The following is an 18,418-nucleotide window of genomic DNA, read 5'->3' on the forward strand; positions in this document are numbered from 1 at the left end:
ATGAGCGACACGGACAAGTTCGTCGGCACCCGCCCTGTTTCCGAGGCCCAGGCTTTCGACGTCGAGCGGCTGGCCGCCTACATGCGCGAGCATGTGGAAGGCTTCAGCGGCGACCTCACCGTGGAGCAGTTCAAGGGGGGCCAGTCCAACCCGACGTTCCGGCTGACGGCGGGCGGCAAGCGCTACGTCATGCGCCGCAAGCCCAAGGGCGTGCTGCTGCCTTCAGCGCATGCGGTGGACCGCGAGTTCCGCGTGATCAGCGCACTGGCCCGAACTGACGTGCCCGTGGCCCGCGCGTATGCGCTGTGCGAGGACACCGACGTCATCGGCACCATGTTCTACATCATGGACTGCGTGGACGGCCGCATCATGTGGGACCCGTCCCTCCCGCAGGCCCGCGACAACGCCGAACGCGCGGCCATCTTCGACGAGATGAACCGCGTCATCGCCGCCCTGCACAACGTAGATCCTGTGGCCGTCGGCCTGGGCGACTACGGCCGCCCCGGCAACTACATCGAACGTCAGGTCGCACGCTGGACCAAGCAATACCGGGCCGCGGAGACCGAGAAGATCGAGGCCGCAGACAACCTGATCGACTGGCTGCCCCAGCACATCCCCCCGGGCGACGAGACGCGCATCGTCCACGGCGACTACCGCCTCGACAACATGGTGTTCCACCCGACCGAGCCGCGTGTGCTGGCCGTGCTCGACTGGGAACTGTCGACGCTCGGCCATCCCCTGGTCGATTTCGCCTACCACTGCATGACCTGGCGCATGCCCGCGAACGCGTCGCGGGGCCTCGCCGGCATCGACATCGCCGCACTTGGCATCCCGAGCGAGTCCGACTACGTCAAGGCCTACATGAATCGCACAGGCCGTGGCACCTTGGAGACTGTCACGCCGGATCAGTGGTCCTACTATTTGGTGTTCAACATGTTCCGCCTGGTGGGAATTCTGCAGGGCATCACGTCCCGCGCGCTGCAGGGCAACGCCTCCAGCACCGAAGCACTGGCCGCGGGCAAGCGCACCCGGCCCCTCGCCGAACAGGCCTGGGAACTGGCGCAAACCATCGTCAGCACCCGCTGACGCGGCGGGACGACACCAAGGAGTCAGGAATGGATTTCGAGTACAGCGACAAGGTCAAGGCCCTTCAGCAACGCGTCACCGCGTTCATGGAAGAGCACGTGTATCCCGCCGAGCCCGTCTTCGAAGAGCAGATCGAAGGCTTTCGCAAGGCAGGCAACGCATGGCAGCCCGCCCCGGTCATCGAGGAACTGAAGGAAAAGGCCAAGGCCGCAGGTCTCTGGAACCTGTTCCTGCCCGAGTCGAAGTACGGCGCCGGCCTGACCAACCTCGAGTACGCCCCGCTCGCCGAGATCATGGGCCGCTCCGGCATCGGTCCCGAGCCGTTCAACTGCTCGGCCCCCGACACCGGCAACATGGAAACGCTCGTGCGCTACGGTTCGCCCGAGCAACAGGAACAGTGGCTCAAGCCCCTGCTCGAAGGCACCATCCGTTCGGCCTTTGCCATGACCGAGCCCGCCGTGGCCTCGTCCGACGCGACCAACATCGAGGCCAGCATCCAGCGTGACGGCGACCACTACGTCCTGAACGGCCGCAAGTGGTGGACCTCCGGCGCGAACGACCCGCGCTGCAAGGTCATGATCTTCATGGGCAAGTCCGACGCGACCCATCAGAACCGCCACCAGCAGCAGTCGATGATCCTCGTGCCGATGGAGGCCAAGGGCGTCACAGTGCTGCGCCACCTGCCGGTGTTCGGCTTCGACGACGCACCGCACGGCCATGCCGAGATCACGTTCGAGAACGTGCGCGTGCCGGCGAGCAACATGCTGCTCGGTGAGGGCCGCGGTTTCGAGATCGCCCAGGGCCGCCTCGGCCCCGGCCGGATCCACCACTGCATGCGCCTGATCGGTCGTGCGGAGCGGGCGCTCGAGATGATGTGCCGTCGTGCGCTCGACCGCACCGCCTTCGGCCGCAAGCTGGCCGAGCAGGGCGTCACCCGCGAACGCATCGCCAACGCCCGCATCATGATCGACCAGGCGCGTTTCCTCGTGCTCAATGCTGCGCACAAGATGGACACCGTCGGCAACAAGCACGCCCGTCAGGAAATCGCGATGATCAAGGTCGCCGCGCCCTCGATGGCCTGCCAGGTGATCGACTGGGCCATGCAGGTTCACGGTGGCGGCGCGATGAGCAACGACTTCGGTCTTGCCCACGCCTACGCCAGCGCCCGTTCGCTGCGTTTCGCCGACGGCCCGGACGAAGTCCACCGCAACGCGATTGCCAAGGACGAGCTCGCCCGCTACCTCAAGAAGGCCTGATCGCCCTTGGGCATCGATTCCGCGGGCTACGGCCCGCGGAGTCGTTTCATGGCGGGCGAATGTGGATCCTACTGCTGCCGTTGTCTTTGTTTTGACCTACCCTTTCCAGAGTTCATCGGCTTGTGACAAGCCCGCCCCCTGAAAGCCGCCTTATGTCAGACCGCCACCGCGCCCATTGGCCTCCGGGTCTGCCGAAGCACCTCACGCTTCCGGAGACCAACGTCTACTACAACGCCGTGGTTTCGGCCGCGCGCTTCCCCCACAAGCCGTTCATCGTGTTCTACGACACGGCCATCACCTTCCGCCAGTTCCACGAGGAAACCGAGCGGATCGCGGGCTACCTGCAAGAGGTGTGCGGGGTGAAGGCCGGTGACCGGGTGCTGCTCTACATGCAGAACAGTCCGCAATGGATGCTGGCCTACTACGGCATCCTGCGGGCCAACGCCGTCGTCGTGCCGGTGAATCCCATGAACCGCTCGGCCGAGCTCGCGCACTATGTGCACGACAGCGGCGCGACGACGATGTTCGTGCCTCAGGACCTGTATGCCGAGGCGGCCCCGCTTCTGGGCACGGGCGCCGACGAGGGCCTCGCCCACCTCATCGTTGCGGCCTACAGCGACTACCTCGTGTCCCCGACGGACCTCTCCCCGCCCGAGTTCGTGCGGGCGCCCCGCCAGCAGCTCACCGGCGCCGGGGTCACGCTCTGGACCGACATGCTGGCGCGATCGCTGATTCCGGGCCCGCTCACCGCCGGCCCCGAGGACCTCTGCGTGATGCCCTACACCTCGGGCACGACGGGCAACCCGAAGGGCTGCATGCACACCCACCGCAGCGTGATGTGCACCCTGCTCGGAGGCCTGCAGTGGTTCTCCCGCACGCAGGACACGGTGTACCTGTCGGTGCTGCCCTACTTCCACGTGACCGGCATGGCCGGTGGCATGAACGGGCCGCTGTTCTCGGGCGGCACGGTGGTGGTGCTGCCGCGCTGGGATCGCGTCGCCGCAGCCCGCCTGATCGAGCGCTATCGCGTGTCGTCATGGCAGGTCATCTCGACCATGATGATCGACTTCCTGTCGAACGACGATGTCTTGCCCTACGACATCTCGAGCCTCGATGGCATCCGGGGCGGAGGCGCGGCCATGCCGGAGGCCATCGCCCACAAGCTCAAGGAGCGCACCGGCCTGAGCTATGTCGAGGGCTACGGCATGTCCGAGACCATGGCGGCGACCCACATCAACCCGCCCCATCGGCCCAAGCCGCAGTGCCTCGGCATCCCGGTCTTCGATGTCGATGCGCGCGTGGTCGACCCCTCCACCCTGCAAGAGCTCGGCGTCGGCGAGATCGGCGAGATCATCGTTCACGGCCCCCAGGTGATGCGAGGCTACTGGAACAACGACGACGCCACACGCTCATCCTTCGTCGAGCTCGATGGCAAGCGTTTCCTGCGCACCGGCGATCTTGCGCAGGTCGACGAAGACGGCTACTTCTTCATGGTCGACCGGCTCAAGCGGATGATCAACGCGTCCGGCTTCAAGGTGTGGCCCGCCGAGGTCGAAGGGCTCATGTATCGGCACCCGGCCATCCAGGAGGTCTGCGTGATCGCTGCGAGCGATGCCAAGCGCGGCGAGACCGTCAAGGCGCTCGTCGTGCTGCGCCCTTCGCACGCCGGCCAGGTCACTGAAGCCGACATCGTCAGCTGGGCGCACGACCACATGGCCGTCTACAAGAGCCCGCGCATCGTCGAATTCGTCACGTCGCTGCCGAAGTCAGGCTCCGGAAAAGTGATGTGGCGTGAACTGCAAGACAAAGAGGCCCAGCGCTCCGGGTAAATCCGGGAAGCAATCCCTTACACCTCCGCGCAGACTGTGGTCAGGGAAGCCTAGAACCAAGCTCGAACGGCAAGCTCTCACCGAGCCGGGCACACGCCTCCGACTCGCTCACAACACCAGGAGATCGCTCAGTGAATCAACGTCGTCTTCGCCGCAGCGTCCTGCTCGGCACCCTCGGAGCTGCCGTGCTGGCACCCGTCGGTCTCGCCCAGGCCCAGGCCTTTCCGAGCAAGCCCATCACGCTGATCGTGCCGTGGCCTGCCGGTGGCTCCACCGACCGCCACCATCGCGCCCTGGCCGAAATCGCCAGCAAGCACCTGGGCCAGAACATCATCGTGGAGAACAAGCCGGGCGTCGGCGGCACGCTCGGCCCCGGTGGCATGGCCATGAACGCCAAGCCCGATGGCTACACCATCTCCCAGTTCCCGATGGGCATGCTGCGGGTGCCGCACATGCAGAAGGTGCCCTGGAACCCGCTGACCGACTTCACCTACATCATCGGCACCTCGGGCTACACGTTCGGCTTCACGGTCCGCGCGGATTCGCCGTACAAGACCTTCAAGGAGTACATCGAAGCGGCCCGCAAGGATCCCGGCAAGCTGGACTACGGTTCCACCGGCATCGGTACCTCGCCGCACCTGCTGATGGAAGAGGTCTCCGCCAACGCAGGCGTGAAGCTGAACCACATCCCGTTCAAGGGCAATGCCGACTTGATGCAGGCGCTGCTGGGCGGACACGTGATGGCGCAGAGCGACGCCTCCGGCTGGGACAAGTTCGTGGACAACGGCCAGATGCGCCTGCTGGTGACCTTCGGCGAAAAGCGCACCAAGCGCTGGCCGCAGGTGCCGACCGCCAAGGACCTGGGCTACAACGTGGTGTCGACCTCGCCTTACGGCCTGGTGGGCCCGAAGGGCATGGACCCCGCAGTGGTGAAGGTGCTGCACGACGCCTTCAAGAAGGCGCTTGACGACCCGAAGCATGCCGAGGTGCTGGCTCAGCTCAACCAGGAGATCTGGTACCGCAACGGCGAGGACTACGCTCGCTGGGCGCGCGAGACCTACGTGAAGGACAAGCGCCTGATCGAACGTCTCGGCCTGGCCATGAAGTGATGACCGGTTGAGTGCAAGGACGAAGGGCCGCAGCGATGCGGCCCTTCTTTCTTTCGTGCGCTGCCGACGCAGTGGCCGCCGCACGAGCGAAGATCAGTCCTTGGCGACGGTCAGCCCGGCCGCATCCCACTCGGGCAGGCCACCGCGGAACCAGTACACCTGCTTGAAGCCCGCGGCCAGTGCCGAGCGGCTGGCCTTGTACGATTTCCAGCATTCGGCGCCATTGCACGCGAAGACCGTCGGCCGACCCTTGTCCAACTGGCCCAGGCCCTTGAAGTCGTCCTGGCCCGCATCGTAGGCCACATCCTTCAGACTCTTCTCCCCGTACGGCACGAGGATCGCCCCGGGCACGCGCTTGGCCTTGTATTCCTTCTCGGTGCGCGTGTCGACCATCACCGCGCCCTGGGCGAGCAATTGCTTGACCTCGGTCGCCGTCACCACTTTCGCACCGGGCAGGTGGGTCGGCGTGAAGGTCCCGAGCTGCGCGACCGATTTGTAGGCCGCCATCTCCACCCGCTCGGTGACCGGGCGAAGTCCCGGCGACGTGGGTGCGGCGAACCACTTGGCGATGCGCGCGCGGACATCCGCCGGCAGGTCGCTCTTCATCACGACGGAGAATCCGCCGGGCACCGCGCCGGAGGTGGCCAGCACGCGGGCGACCCCGGGGTTTTCCTTTTCCCAATCGGCCCAGTCGGCCTGGCGGATCACGGTGGCGTCGGACACACCGACGCTCAGTGCCGTCAGTCCGGCCTGCGGGTAGCGCGCATGCTCTACCGTCTTCAGGTCCTTGAAGGACAGGCCGGTGGCATTGAGCATGCCGCGCGCCATGTAGGTGTAGATGGAATCCTGCTGCGGCAGGTAGATTCGGTTGCCCCGCACGGATTCGGCGGAGGTGAACCGGTGCCGGCCCACCAGCACATACTGCTCGGCAGGGGCCGTGGACCCCACCAGTTCGTAGCCCCGGGCCAGCGCGGAAGCGGCCACCTGGGCCGGTGCGATGAACAAGTCGTGACCACCACTTCGGGTCGAGCGCATCACGTCGGCCAGGTCGTCACTCGTGATCACCGTGACCGCCTGGCCAATGGCTCTCGAGAGTCCGGCCTCCATGCCGGACCGCGAGATCATCAACCCTTCCTTCCGGGATGTCGGCTCGATGGCCATCATCGCCGAGAGTTCCGCCAATGCGTTCCCCGACGCAAGGACGAGCGCAATGCTCGTGAGGACACGAAGCTTGTTCATCTTTTCTCTCCAACTTGATTTTGATAAAGCCGGTCGCCGCCGGCATGAGGACGAGTCTGCTTCAATCTCGTCGCGGCCTCATGAAAAGCTGAGCGCGGCAACGTAGCCAGATGTTTCACGATTAGTCCGATACGCGACGATGCCTGGGCGGAACCCCGAACAGACGTCACATGTACCGGATGTAATACTTGCTGACGACCCGGAAACAGGTTCGCCTTTTCACAACAGATCACCATCCCATGGAGACCCCCGTCATGACTTCCCGCCTTTCGCTTCACCGCCGTCACCTGCTGGCCGGGTCTGCCAGCGCATTGGCCGCAGCCGGCCTCGGAACCTGGTCAAGCCACGCTGCGGCCCAAGCCAAGCCCCTGCCTTCGTACGCGGCCTGGAAGGACGCCAACAGCGTCATCGTTCACAGCAGCAGCACCATCGAGACCCGTCGGTCAGCGTTCGGCACGAGCGTCATCACGCCCGCGGACCAGCTCTATGTCCGCAACAACCTGCCCGCTCCGCCGGCGTCCGTCCTCGACAACCGCGATGCGTGGCAGGTCTCGATCGAGGGCGTGCGCAATCCCCGCACATTGACCCTGGGCGAGCTGAAGACGATGGGCCTTGAAACGGTGGCCACGGTGCTCCAGTGCTCCGGTAACGGCCGCGGCTTCTTCCCGCACAAGCCAAGCGGCACGCCATGGACTGTGGGCGCGGCCGGTTGCGTGGTGTGGAGCGGCGTGCCCGTGCGCTCCGTGGTCGAGGCCCTCGGCGGCGTGGCCGGCGACACCTTGGTCTACATGACCGGTACCGGCGGCGAAGTGCTGCCCGAAGGCGTTCCGGTCGACAGCGTTCTCGTGGAGCGCTCGGTCCCGCTCAAGGCCATGGGCGATGCACTGCTGGCGTGGGAAATGAACGGCGCCCCGCTGTCGCTGGCTCACGGCGGGCCGGTTCGCCTGGTCGTGCCGGGCTACAACGGCGTCAACAACATCAAGTACGTGAAGCGCCTGGCCTTCACGCCCACCGAGTCGACCGCCAAGATCATGCAGCACGGCTACCGCATGTCGCCGCTGGGGGGCAAGGCCGACCCGACGCAGGCCTCCGTCCTCGAGATGAACGTCAAGTCGTGGATCAACTCGCCTCATCCCGAGAGTGGCACCCTGAAAGCCGGGCAGATGCAGATCCACGGCGTGGCCTTCAGCGGCACCACGCCGGTCACGAAGGTGGAAGTCTCCGTCGACGGCGGCAAAACGTGGCATGCCGCCCACTTCGTCGGCCCGGACCTCGGTCGCTTCGCCTGGCGGCAGTTCGCACTGCACGTCAAGATCCCCGCCGGCAACTACGTGATGGTCAGCCGGGCCACCGATGCGGCGGGCAACGTGCAGCCGGAGCACCGGCTGGAGAACCAGAGCGGCTACAGCAACAACAGCTGGGCCGACCACGGCGTCAAGGTCACGGTGGCCTGATGCGAGGCCTGCTGGCGATGCTTGCATCGCTGGCGGCCGGCTCCGCGCTGGCCGCCGGCGATGCCGACGAACTTGCACTCGGCAAGTCCTTGTTCACCGGACGCGCGACTCCTGCGTGCGCGGTGTGCCACACCCTCAAGGATGCGGGCAGCACCGGCGAGGTCGGTCCGGTGCTGGACGAGATCAAGCCGTCCCCCGAGCGGGTGATGACGGCGCTGCGCAACGGCGTGGGCTTGATGCCGTCCTACAAGGACAGCCTGACCGACGCCCAGATCCGCGCGCTGGCCCGCTACGTTTCCACGGTGGCGGGCCGCTGAGAACTCAGGCGCCGCCGCGCACCGCGTAGCGGTCGCGCAGTTCGCGCTTGAGGACCTTGCCGATCGCGCTGCGGGGCAGCTCGTCGATCCATTCGAGTGCGGCCAGGCGCTGCGTCTTGCCGACCTGCGCATTCACCCACTGGAGCAGGCCATCGGTGTCGATGACAGTTCCCGGGCGGCGCACGACGAAGGCCACCGGCGTCTCACCCCATTGCACCGAGGGCACGCCCACGACGGCGGCATCTGCCACGCTGTCGTGTTGCCGAAGCACCGCCTCGAGGTCGCTCGGGTAGATGTTGAAGCCGCCGCTGATGATCATGTCCTTCTTGCGATCGAAGAGCGTGAGGAACCCTTCCGCGTCGAACCGCCCGACATCGCCCGTGCGGATGAAGCGCTTGCCGGAGGGGTCGAACCACTCGGCCTCGCGCGTCTTCTCCGGCTGGCGGTGGTAGCCCGTCATCATGCTGGGCGAATGGCCCACCACCTCGCCGGCCTCGCCGGCGGCAACCTCGCGGCCCTGCTCGTCGATCAGGCGGATGTCGTGGCCCTCCGCCGGCCGGCCGACGGTGTGCAGCTTCGTCGAGTTCAGGTGCGCCTCCAGGATGCAGGTCCCGCCGCCCTCGGTCATGCCGTAGAACTCGACGAGGCCGCCCGGCCAGCGCTTGAGCACATCGGCCTTGAGCGCCGCGCCGAACGGCGCGCTGGTGCTGAACTTGAACTTGAAGGCGGACAGATCGTGCTGGTCGAACGACGGGTGCGCCATGAGCCGCTGGTACTGCACCGGCACCAGCATGGTGTGGGTGACCCGGTGCTGCTCGGCGAGCCGCAGGTAGGCTCCGGCATCGAACTTTGGCATCAGCACGACGGTGCCGCCCCAGGCAATGGTGGGGAAGAACACCACCAGCGTGGTGTTCGAGTACAGCGGCGTGGACAACAGCGTCACGCCGTCCGGACCGCCGTACTGGTAGGTGGCGCCGCGTCGCACGTGGGCCCATCGCATGCCATGGCCCTGCACGATGCCCTTCGGGTCACCCGTCGTGCCCGACGAGTAGATGATGTTGAAGGGCCACGAAGGCTCGGGTGTAACCGGCACCGGCTTGCTGCCCTCCGGCATCAGCCAGTCGTCCAGGTCGGCATCCAGCCGGATCCGTCGTGGGCCGCCCTGCCCTGCCGACCCGGTGGCTTCGACCGTGGAGGCGTCGACGAAGAGCAGCCGCGCGGAGGCATCCTCCTGCATGCGTGCCAGACTCGCGGGCGTGGAACCGGGGGCGAGCGGCGCCACGACGACGCCGGCACGCAAGGCGCCGAGGAAGACGGCCGCATACGGCACCGTCATGGTGGCGCAGATGGCAATCGCATCGCCGGCCTTCAGGCCGTCGCGTTGCAGGCTTGCGGCCACCTGATCCATCAGCGCATCAAGCCGGGCATAGCTGAGGGTCTGCGAGGGGTCCACCAGCGCCGCGCGATCCGGGGAATGCTCGGCGTGGTATCGAACGAGGTCGGCGATGACGCCGAAATCACGGGCAAAGAGTTCTTGCATCAGGGCTCCGGATGAAGACGGTCAGACAGTCGCCACGGGCGTCACCGGCGAGCCCACGGCTCCCGGCAGGCGCAGGGGCGGCGCGGTCAACAGGAATCGGTGGCGCCCGTGGGCGCGCAGCCAGATGGCCAGCTCTCGCAGCCACCACAGTTCACCCAGCGGGACGCCGAGCTTGAACAGGCAGTGTTCATGCAAGGGCAGCGCCGGTCCGGCGGCCTCGGCGAGCTCTCGCGCAGGGAACGCTTCGACGGCGTAGTTGTCGGCGCAGATGGCGGAGATGCCGCTGTCGGTGATCCACTGCAGCAGTGCCGGGTCGCGACCGTCGAGCACGGCACATGAAGCGTCGAGGACCGCCATGTCGGGCTCCCGGTTCATCGACAGCACCACGTCCGCGAAGCCCGTGTGCAGCACCAGCATGTCGCCCGGCTCGACCACGACGCCGTCGCTGCGAAGGATGTGCATCAATCGGGCGTGATCGACGAGTTCACGGCGCTGGCCGACGTGCGCGTGAAGGTCGACCAGCACGCCGCGGCCCTGGATGGGTTGAGCCGCAAACGTCTCGATGCCAAGCGCCAGGGCGTAGGAGCCGCCCTCTGCGCCGCAGGGGCACGCGGCGAGCCGCAGGTCGCCCGGTCCGAGCACGTGCTCATGCGCCCGATAGCCGTTGTAGTACACCTTCTCAGGCTCGCCGTCGCCGTCTGCGTCGAACCAGGCGCCGACATGGGCGAAGCTGTCCCACTGGGTGGAGTACTGCAGGGTGAGGGTGACCTGGTCGTCGCACACCACATCGGTGAAGCGCGGGTCGAACTGGCGAAGCGGCGCATTCATGAAGGGCTGACCGCGAAGCTCCGTCGGGCGCAGGACGGGCGGCTTGCGGCGTGCATTCAGCTTGGCGCCGCCCGGAAAGTCGAGCGGAAGGCTCAGGCCGAAGGCCAGGCCCTCGACCACCTCTGCGGCCGCTTCTCGGCGCCTGGCCGGCGTCAGCAGGTTGAGCCGGCCGAGCTGGTCGTCGGGTCCGAAGTCGCCCCAGGTCGAGCCGGCGGGGCGCCGTACCCACCGCGGGTTCGCGGAAGGCGCTGCCATGGCCTAGTAGCCGACTGACCGGTCGACGGCCAGGGCAGGAATGCCATCGGCCCGCACGGTGCGCAGCGCCCCCACGCACTGCGCCGCAACCACATCGAAGGAAGCCTGCGCCGCGATGTGGGGCGTCGCCCGGACTGCCGGATGCGACCACACCCAGTTGTCGGATGGCGGCGGCTCGCGCTCGAAGACGTCGAGGGCCGCACCGGCCAGGTGGCCTTCGTCCAGCAACGCGCGCAGGTCGGCCTCGATCAGTTGTTCACCACGACCGACGTTCACGACGAAAGCGCCGACGGGCAGCTGCGACAGCGTGCTGTGGTCGAGCAGGCCGCGCGTTTCCTCGGTCAGCGGCAGCGCGCAAATGAGGATGTCGGCATGCGAGAGGAAAGTCGGGAGACCCTCGGGACCCGCGTGGCATTGAACGCCCGGCAGTTGCCGCGCGCTGCGGCTCCAGCCGGCCACGGGATAGCCGAGCGGGACGAACGCCCGAGCGATGGCCTGGCCCACGGCGCCCAGCCCCATGATGCCGACCCGGCACTGTGAAGCGAGTCGAACCGGGTGCCTGCGCCAGACGGCATCGGCCTGCTGGCGCGCGTAAAGAGAAAGGTCGCGCGTGAAGGCCAGGGTCTGGGCCACCACGTACTGCGCGATCTCGACACCCTGGGACGGATCGACGACCCGGGTGAGTGGCACGTGGCCCGGCAGGTCGTCGACCAGCAGTTTGTCCACCCCGGCCCCGGTGGAACAGAGGACCCGCAGGTTGGGGTAGCGCGGCAGGATGCCCGGCTTCATGCGCCAGGCAAGGATGGCCTCGACCTGGTCGGGCGGCGGCGCATCGGCCTCCGTCCAGACAGGGATGTCGGGGGCGGCGCGCCGGAGGGCTTCAGCGAAGGGAGCGGAAGGCAGGGGGTTCGACAGAACAAGGATCGCCATTGCTGCGCGGTCCCTCAGGCGTCGTAGCCGGGGTTGCGGCGGTCAAGGCGGCGCAGCAGGCCGGGCCACACCAGGTTGGCACCGAGCCCCTTGCTCACCTCGCGGGCCTGCTGCCCCATGGTCTCGAGGATGCTCGGATGCACTCGGGTGAGCGGAGTGCCGCCGGACTGGGCCAGGATCTGGATGCGGCAGGCCGCTTCCAGGGTGTACATCGCCTGGAAAGCCTCCGCGACCGTGCGTCCGCAGGTCAGCAGGCCGTGGTTGCGCAGGATCATGTTGTTGGCGCGACCGAGGTCTGCCACCAGGCGCGCCTTCTCGTCCTCGCGCAGGGCGACACCTTCATAGGTGTGGTACGCCAGGTTGGTCAGCGGGAAGCCCGATTGTTGGGAGATGGGCAGCAGCCCGCCTTCCTGTGCCGACACCGCCACGCCATGCAGGGTGTGAGTGTGCAGCACGCAGTTCACTTCGGGCCGTGCCTCGTGCACCGCGCTGTGGATGACAAAGCCGGCCGGGTTCACCGGGAACGGCGAAGGCATCACCGGCGTGCCGTGGTGGTCGACCTTGATGAGGCTGGAGGCGGTGATCTCCTCGAAGAACAGCCCGTAGGGGTTGATCAGGAACTGGTGCTCCTCGCCCGGCACGCGGGCCGAGATGTGGGTGAACACCAGGTCGTCCCAGCCGAAGAGGGCCACCAGCCGGTAGGCGGCGGCGAGGTCGACACGGGTCTTCCACTCATCGGGCGACACCTGGTCGCGAACAGAAGGAATCTCGTACGGCTTGTTCATTTCGTTCGCTCCAGGTGAGGGATCAATGCAGCGGGTTCACAGCGCCTGGACCAGCTCCGGCACGGCGGTGAAGAGATCCGCCTCGAGACCGTAGTCGGCCACGCTGAAGATGGGCGCTTCCGGGTCCTTGTTGATTGCCACGATCACCTTGGAGTCCTTCATGCCGGCCAGGTGCTGGATGGCGCCCGAGATGCCCGCGGCGATGTACAGCTGCGGCGCCACGATCTTGCCGGTCTGGCCGACCTGCCAGTCGTTGGGCGCGTAGCCGGCGTCCACCGCGGCGCGGCTCGCGCCGAGGGCTGCGCCCAGCTTGTCGGCCAGCGGCGTAAGCACTTCGTTGAACTTGTCGCTGCTGCCGAGCGCCCGGCCGCCCGAGACGATGATCTTGGCGCCCGTCAGTTCGGGCCGGTCGTTCCGGGCGATCTCCGAGCCGACGAAGGTGGAGCTGCCGTTGTCGGCCGTGGCCGCTGCGCTCTCGACCGCGGCGCTGCCGCCGGTGGCCGCTGCCGCGTCGAAGCCGGTCGTGCGCACGGTGATCACCTTCACCTTGTCGGTCGACTGCACGGTGGCGATCGCGTTGCCGGCGTAGATCGGGCGCTCGAAGGTGTCGGGGCTCACCACCTTGGTGATGTCGCTCACCTGGCCGACGTCGAGCAGTGCGGCCACGCGCGGCGCCACGTTCTTGCCGCTGGCCGTGGCCGGGAAGACGATGTGGCTGTAGTTGGCGGTGATGGCCAGCACCTGGGCGGCCACGTTCTCGGCGAGGCCGTGCTCGAGGCCGGGTGCGTCGGCGTGGATCACCTTGCTCACGCCGGCGATCTGGGCGGCGGCCTTGGCGGCTTCAGCCGCGTTGCTGCCCGCGACCAGCACGTGCACGTCGCCGCCCAGTTGGCTGGCGGCCGTCACGGTGTTCAGCGTGGCGCCCTTGATGGAGGTGTTGTCGTGTTCTGCAATGACGAGAGAGGACATGTCGTGTTCCTGTTCGTGCTTCTGTTCGGTCTTGTTCGTCGGGCGCCGGTCAGATGACCTTGGCGTCGTTCTTGAGCTTGCTCACCAGCGTGGCGACATCGGGCACCTTGATGCCGGCGCTGCGCTTCGGGGGCTCGCTCACCTTGAGCGTCTTGATGCGCGGGGCCACGTCCACGCCCAGGTCCGCCGGCTTCACGACTTCCAGCGGCTTCTTCTTGGCCTTCATGATGTTGGGCAAGGTCACGTAGCGCGGCTCGTTCAGGCGCAGGTCGGTCGTCACGACCGCCGGCAGCGTGAGCTTGAGCGTCTCCAGGCCACCATCGACCTCGCGGGTGACGCTCACGCCGTCGGCGGCGAGCTCCACCTTGCTGGCGAACGTCGCCTGCGGCAGCTTGCCGAGCGCGGCGAGCATCTGGCCCGTCTGGTTGCAGTCGTCGTCGATCGCCTGCTTGCCCAGGATCACGAGGCCCGGCTGCTCCTTGTCGACCAGCGCCTTGAGCAGCTTGGCCACCGCCAGCGGCTGCAGCTCATCGGTGCTCTCCACCAGGATCGCGCGGTCAGCGCCGATGGCCATCGCCGTGCGCAGCGTCTCCTGCGACTGCGTCGGACCGCACGAGACGGCGATCACCTCCGTGACCACGCCCTTCTCCTTCAGCCGCACGGCTTCCTCGACGGCAATCTCGTCGAACGGGTTCATGCTCATCTTCACGTTCGCGATGTCCACACCGCTGCCGTCGCTCTTCACGCGGACCTTGACGTTGTAGTCCACCACCCGCTTGACTGCCACCAGCACTTTCATGACTCGACCTTTGTTGTTGAACGGAGCGCGCGACGGCGCGTGAGACGCGGCAAGGGCCCGTTGATGGCCCTTGTACCCCGCCGCCCTGCGTGCTTCAAATGCAAAACACGTTTCTGCACAGCAGAATATACAACTGCAGGCTCGGGGTGGGCAAGTCCGACGTGGAATGCAGCTGCCTAGCGTACACCCTCCTCGCCAAAGGACGGCGTTACCCGATGGGGAACGCAGGGTGATGGTGGTACGTAGTTACCGATACTCAGGTCCCGGAGGTGACAGGGGCGGAAAAATCCTCTCAGTGTTTGCCCTTGAGTGTTCCGCAATGCAGTACAAGCGCGTTGACGGTGGTTCGGCCACCCCGCAAGATCGGTCCGCGTTCTACAGAGCGCAACGTGCCTCCGCCGCGACCCCGGCCCGCCGTCCGCGACCGCACCCAGCCGGTCCCTCTTCTCTGTTTTCGTGAGTACAGGAGCGTGACACACATGCCCATGCCTGCCCGAAAGGGACACCGCCCTCGCCTCGTGCAGACGCCCCCCGTGATCTCTCCCTCTCCTTCGTCCTGCCGTTACGCAGGGCACGCCGGCCTCAAGGACTGATCGATGGACTTCTTCCAGCAATTCATGCAACAGGTGCTCAACGGGCTCACGCTCGGCGGCATCTACAGCCTCGTGGCCCTCGGGCTCACGCTGGTCTACGGCATCCTCCACGTGCCGAACTTCGCGCACGGCGCCTTCTACATGGCGGGTGCGTTCTTCTCGTTCCACCTGATGACGCGCTACAACGTCAACTACTGGTTGGCCATGGTCGGCTCCGCTGCGGTGGTGGCAGTCCTGTCCACGCTGGCCGAGCGGCTCGTCTTCCATCCGCTGCGCCACCACCAGGGCCTGCATCCGATGATCGCGGCCATCGGCATGATGCTGTTCCTCGAAGCGACCGCTCAGCTGATCTGGGGTGCCGACTTCCATCGCATGCAGTCGCCCTACACCGGGCTCGTCGAACTCGGCGGCCTGACCGCGCCGGCCCAGCGCCTGCTCATCATCGCCGCCGCCTTCGTCATGATGGTCGTCCTGCACCTCTTCCTCAAGAAGACGGTGACCGGGTCCACCATCATCGCGATGGCGCAGAACCGTGACGGCGCCTCCCTGGTCGGCATCGATGCCAACCGCGTGGCGATGCTCACCTTCGCCATCTCCGGCGCGCTGGCAGCCATCGCCGCCACGCTCTACGCCCCGATCAACCTCGTGTACCCCGCGATGGGCAACCTGGTGATCACCAAGGCGTTCGTGATCATCATCCTCGGCGGCATGGGCAGCGTTCCCGGCGCCATCGTGGGCGGCTTGATCATCGGCTTCGCGGAGAGCTTCGGCGCCTTCTACATCTCGTCCGACTACAAGGACATCATCGCCTTCGTGCTGCTGGTGGTGATCCTGTCCGTGCGCCCGCAGGGCCTGTTCACCAAGGGAGTGCGCTGACCATGAAGTACATCGAAGGCCGCATCGGCTGGACGCTGCTCGTCCTCGCCGGCCTCATCTTCCCCTTCCTCACCGGCAACGACTATCACCTCACGGTGATGTCCACGGCCTACATCTTCGCGCTCGCCACCCTCGGCCTGAACCTCATCACAGGCTACACCGGCCAGTTCAACCTCGCGCACAGCGGCTTCATGGCCGTCGGTGCCTATGTGGTGGGCATCCTCACGGTGGACCATCAGGTGCCGTTCTGGATCGCCTTCGCCCTCTCGGGCGTCGTCACGGTGCTCATCGGGCTGCCGCTCGGCATCGTCTCGCTGCGCCTGAAGGGCCACTACTTCTCGATCTTCACGCTCTGCGTGGGCTACATCATGTTCCTCGTGATCGAGAAGTGGGAGTCGCTCACCCATGGCACGGTGGGCATCATCGGCATTCCCGCGCCCACCGGCTTCGGCGGTTTCGTCTTCGATTCCCCGCGAGCGCTGTACTTCCTCGTGTTCGGCTTCCTGGTGGTCGGCGCGTGGGTGATGCACCGCATCGTCAGCTCGCTGCTCGGTCGCACCTTCATGGCCATCCGCAACAGCGACGAGCTCGCGGAATCCCTCGGCATCAACCTCAGCCGCAACAAGCTGCTGTCCTTCCTGCTGTCGGTGTTCTATGCCGGCCTGGCGGGCGGCCTCTACGCCGGCTTCGTGCGCTTCCTCGGGCCCGACCTGGCCGGTGCGCACCACACCTTCGAAATGACCATGTACATGCTGATCGGCGGCATCGGCACCATCCTCGGTCCCCTGCTGGGCGCGCTCACCGTGCCCTGGCTCTCGCAGCACCTGCAGTTCCTGCAGGAATACCGCTACGTCGTCTTCGGTCCGCTGCTGATCGTGCTGGTCATCTTCGTGCCCAACGGCATCGTCGGCAGCTACCTGGGCTGGAAGGCCCGCCGCAATTCCAACGCCGCCAAGGCGCTGGCCAAGCCGGCGCCTGCGAGCGGCCCCGCGTCCACCCATCCGGCCTCCCCGCAAGGAGGTGCGACCCATGCTTAAGATCGAAAACCTGAGCAAGCGCTTCGGCGGCCTGGCGGCCGTCAACGATGTCAGCACCGTCATCGAGAAGGGCAAGATCAACGCGATCATCGGCCCCAACGGCGCCGGCAAGACGACGTTCTTCAACCTGATCAGCGGCGTGCACAAGCCGACCTCCGGCCGCATCCTGCTCGAAGGCCGTGACGTCACGCAACTGCGCACCGACGAAGTGGCCCGGCTCGGGGTGTCCCGCACCTTCCAGACCACAGCCCTCTTCGACATGGCCACGGTGCTCGACAACCTCATCGTCGGCCATCGCCTGCGCACCCACGCCGGCCTCTGGGACGTGCTCATCGGTTCGGCTCGCCTGAAGGAAGAGGAACGCATCTGCCGGGAGAAGGCACGCGAGGCGCTCGACTTCGTCGGCCTGTCGCACATGGCCAACCGCATGGCGGGCGACATCTCCCAGGAAGAGCGCAAGCGTGTGGCCTTTGCGCTGGCCCTGGCCACCGACCCCAAGGTCGTGCTGCTCGACGAGCCGGCCGGTGGCGTGAACCCCGACGAGACCGTGGGGCTGGCCGACCTGATCCGCAAGATGGTCAAGCACGGCCTCACCGTGTGCCTGATCGAACACAAGATGAACATGATCATGAGCCTCGCTGACAAGATCATGGTGCTGAACTACGGCGAGAAGATCGCCGAGGGCAGCCCTGCAGAGATCCGCGCGAACCCCGCGGTGATCGACGCCTACCTGGGGAGCGAACATGCTGACGCTTGAGAACGTCTCGCTGCGCTATGGCAGCTTCCAGGCCCTCGATGGCGTGAGCCTGAACGCCAAGGAAGGCGAACTCGTGGTCCTGCTCGGCGCCAACGGTGCGGGCAAGAGCTCGATCTTCCTGACGACGAGCGGCATCCATCGCGCCGCGGGCGGCAGCATCCGCTTCCACAATCAGGAGCTCGTCGGCATGCGGGCCGCGCAGATCGTGCAGAGCGGTGTCGTGCAGTGCCCGGAAGGCCGCAAGCTCTTCCCCGGCATGAGCGTGCTGAAGAACCTCATGCTCGGCGCTTACGTTCATCGCCGTGATTCGGCAGGCAACAAGCGCCGGCTCGAGGAGGTGATGGCCCTCTTTCCCATCCTCGACCAGAAGAAGGACGACCCGGCCGGTTCGCTGAGCGGCGGCCAGCAGCAGATGGTCGCCATCGGCCGGGCCATGATGAGCCGCCCGAAGGCGCTCCTCCTCGACGAACCGTCGCTGGGCCTGGCCCCGCTCGTGGTGAAGCAGGTGTTCGAGGTCATTCAGCAGATCAACCGCACCGGCACCACCGTGCTGCTGGCCGAGCAGAACGCCTTCGCCGCCTTGAAGATCGCCCACCGCGCCTACGTGCTCGAAGGCGGGCGCATCGTGATGGAGGGCGACCGCGACAGCCTGCTCAACAACGAGGCCGTCCGGCGCGCCTACATCGGCGCCTGAGTCCGCGCTGAATCGCTGGTTCCCTAGCAGTTCCCCTCATACCGCGGCGTCAACGCCCCCCGCCA

17 protein-coding genes are annotated in these 18,418 nt (G+C 66.6%); 10 read left to right on the forward strand and 7 right to left on the reverse strand.

What is annotated here, in order from left to right:
* From ACSQ2F_RS16525 to ACSQ2F_RS16540, 4 genes are all read left to right on the forward strand, one after another.
* On the forward strand, positions 1-1,086 hold the full coding sequence (locus ACSQ2F_RS16525; RefSeq protein WP_436024751.1) for a phosphotransferase: 1,086 nt from the start codon (positions 1-3) through the stop codon (positions 1,084-1,086).
* Positions 1,087-1,115: 29 nt separating this feature from the next.
* Positions 1,116-2,342, forward strand: a complete 1,227-nt coding sequence (locus ACSQ2F_RS16530) for an acyl-CoA dehydrogenase family protein (protein WP_436024753.1) — start codon at positions 1,116-1,118, stop codon at positions 2,340-2,342.
* A 152-nt stretch (positions 2,343-2,494) separates the two neighbouring features.
* A complete protein-coding gene (locus ACSQ2F_RS16535; RefSeq protein ID WP_436024755.1) occupies positions 2,495-4,171 on the forward strand; it encodes a long-chain fatty acid--CoA ligase in 1,677 nt (558 codons plus the stop codon).
* A 131-nt stretch (positions 4,172-4,302) separates the two neighbouring features.
* Positions 4,303-5,280, forward strand: coding sequence for a Bug family tripartite tricarboxylate transporter substrate binding protein (locus ACSQ2F_RS16540; RefSeq protein ID WP_436024757.1), 978 nt, complete (start codon positions 4,303-4,305; stop codon positions 5,278-5,280).
* Between the two features lie 93 nt (positions 5,281-5,373).
* On the opposite strand, the gene ACSQ2F_RS16545 is transcribed toward ACSQ2F_RS16540, so the two are convergent.
* Positions 5,374-6,519, reverse strand: a complete 1,146-nt coding sequence (locus ACSQ2F_RS16545) for a rhodanese-like domain-containing protein (RefSeq protein ID WP_436024759.1) — start codon at positions 6,517-6,519, stop codon at positions 5,374-5,376.
* Positions 6,520-6,773: 254 nt separating this feature from the next.
* Between ACSQ2F_RS16545 and ACSQ2F_RS16550 the strand changes: the two genes are divergently transcribed.
* Together ACSQ2F_RS16550 and ACSQ2F_RS16555 are read left to right on the forward strand one after the other, a co-directional pair.
* On the forward strand, positions 6,774-7,973 hold the full coding sequence (locus tag ACSQ2F_RS16550; protein ID WP_436024761.1) for a sulfite oxidase: 1,200 nt from the start codon (positions 6,774-6,776) through the stop codon (positions 7,971-7,973).
* Entirely contained in the window at positions 7,973-8,290 is a 318-nt protein-coding gene (locus tag ACSQ2F_RS16555) for a c-type cytochrome (RefSeq protein WP_436024763.1), read from the forward strand. Before ACSQ2F_RS16550 ends, ACSQ2F_RS16555 begins: the two co-directional genes overlap by 1 nt.
* Positions 8,291-8,294: 4 nt before the next feature.
* Here the strand turns inward: ACSQ2F_RS16555 and ACSQ2F_RS16560 are convergent, their stop codons facing one another.
* Genes ACSQ2F_RS16560 through ACSQ2F_RS16585 form a run of 6 tightly spaced genes read right to left on the reverse strand, consistent with a single transcriptional unit; the run spans position 8,295 to position 14,396 of the window.
* Complete coding sequence (locus ACSQ2F_RS16560; RefSeq protein ID WP_436024765.1) at positions 8,295-9,830, reverse strand: class I adenylate-forming enzyme family protein; 1,536 nt, start codon at positions 9,828-9,830, stop codon at positions 8,295-8,297.
* Positions 9,831-9,851: 21 nt separating this feature from the next.
* Positions 9,852-10,913, reverse strand: a complete 1,062-nt coding sequence (locus ACSQ2F_RS16565; RefSeq protein ID WP_436024767.1) for a cyclase family protein — start codon at positions 10,911-10,913, stop codon at positions 9,852-9,854.
* Between the two features lie 3 nt (positions 10,914-10,916).
* On the reverse strand, positions 10,917-11,843 hold the full coding sequence (locus ACSQ2F_RS16570) for a 2-hydroxyacid dehydrogenase (protein ID WP_436024769.1): 927 nt from the start codon (positions 11,841-11,843) through the stop codon (positions 10,917-10,919).
* Positions 11,844-11,857: 14 nt separating this feature from the next.
* Positions 11,858-12,628, reverse strand: coding sequence for a class II aldolase/adducin family protein (locus ACSQ2F_RS16575; RefSeq protein WP_436024771.1), 771 nt, complete (start codon positions 12,626-12,628; stop codon positions 11,858-11,860).
* Positions 12,629-12,664: 36 nt separating this feature from the next.
* Positions 12,665-13,597, reverse strand: a complete 933-nt coding sequence (locus tag ACSQ2F_RS16580) for an electron transfer flavoprotein subunit alpha/FixB family protein (RefSeq protein WP_436024773.1) — start codon at positions 13,595-13,597, stop codon at positions 12,665-12,667.
* A 49-nt stretch (positions 13,598-13,646) separates the two neighbouring features.
* Positions 13,647-14,396: an electron transfer flavoprotein subunit beta/FixA family protein gene (locus ACSQ2F_RS16585; protein ID WP_436021323.1), complete on the reverse strand. Its 750-nt coding sequence runs from the start codon at positions 14,394-14,396 to the stop codon at positions 13,647-13,649.
* A 596-nt stretch (positions 14,397-14,992) separates the two neighbouring features.
* On the opposite strand from ACSQ2F_RS16585, the gene ACSQ2F_RS16590 reads away from it, so the two are divergent.
* From ACSQ2F_RS16590 to ACSQ2F_RS16605, 4 genes are read left to right on the forward strand one after another with little or no spacing between them, the layout of a single operon-like run.
* Positions 14,993-15,865 (forward strand): branched-chain amino acid ABC transporter permease, encoded by an 873-nt coding sequence (locus ACSQ2F_RS16590; RefSeq protein WP_436024775.1) that lies wholly within the window; start codon positions 14,993-14,995, stop codon positions 15,863-15,865.
* A gap of 2 nt (positions 15,866-15,867) precedes the next feature.
* Positions 15,868-16,902 carry a branched-chain amino acid ABC transporter permease gene (locus tag ACSQ2F_RS16595; protein WP_436024777.1) on the forward strand — a complete coding sequence of 345 codons (1,035 nt, stop codon included), beginning with the start codon at positions 15,868-15,870 and terminating at the stop codon, positions 16,900-16,902.
* Complete coding sequence (locus ACSQ2F_RS16600; RefSeq protein WP_436024779.1) at positions 16,895-17,659, forward strand: ABC transporter ATP-binding protein; 765 nt, start codon at positions 16,895-16,897, stop codon at positions 17,657-17,659. Before ACSQ2F_RS16595 ends, ACSQ2F_RS16600 begins: the two co-directional genes overlap by 8 nt.
* A complete protein-coding gene (locus tag ACSQ2F_RS16605) occupies positions 17,646-18,353 on the forward strand; it encodes an ABC transporter ATP-binding protein (protein ID WP_436024781.1) in 708 nt (235 codons plus the stop codon). Before ACSQ2F_RS16600 ends, ACSQ2F_RS16605 begins: the two co-directional genes overlap by 14 nt.
* Positions 18,354-18,418: the final 65 nt, after the last annotated feature.

Origin of the sequence: Rhizobacter sp. LjRoot28 (assembly GCF_964253025.1) — a bacterium.
Classification (GTDB): domain Bacteria; phylum Pseudomonadota; class Gammaproteobacteria; order Burkholderiales; family Burkholderiaceae_C; genus Rhizobacter.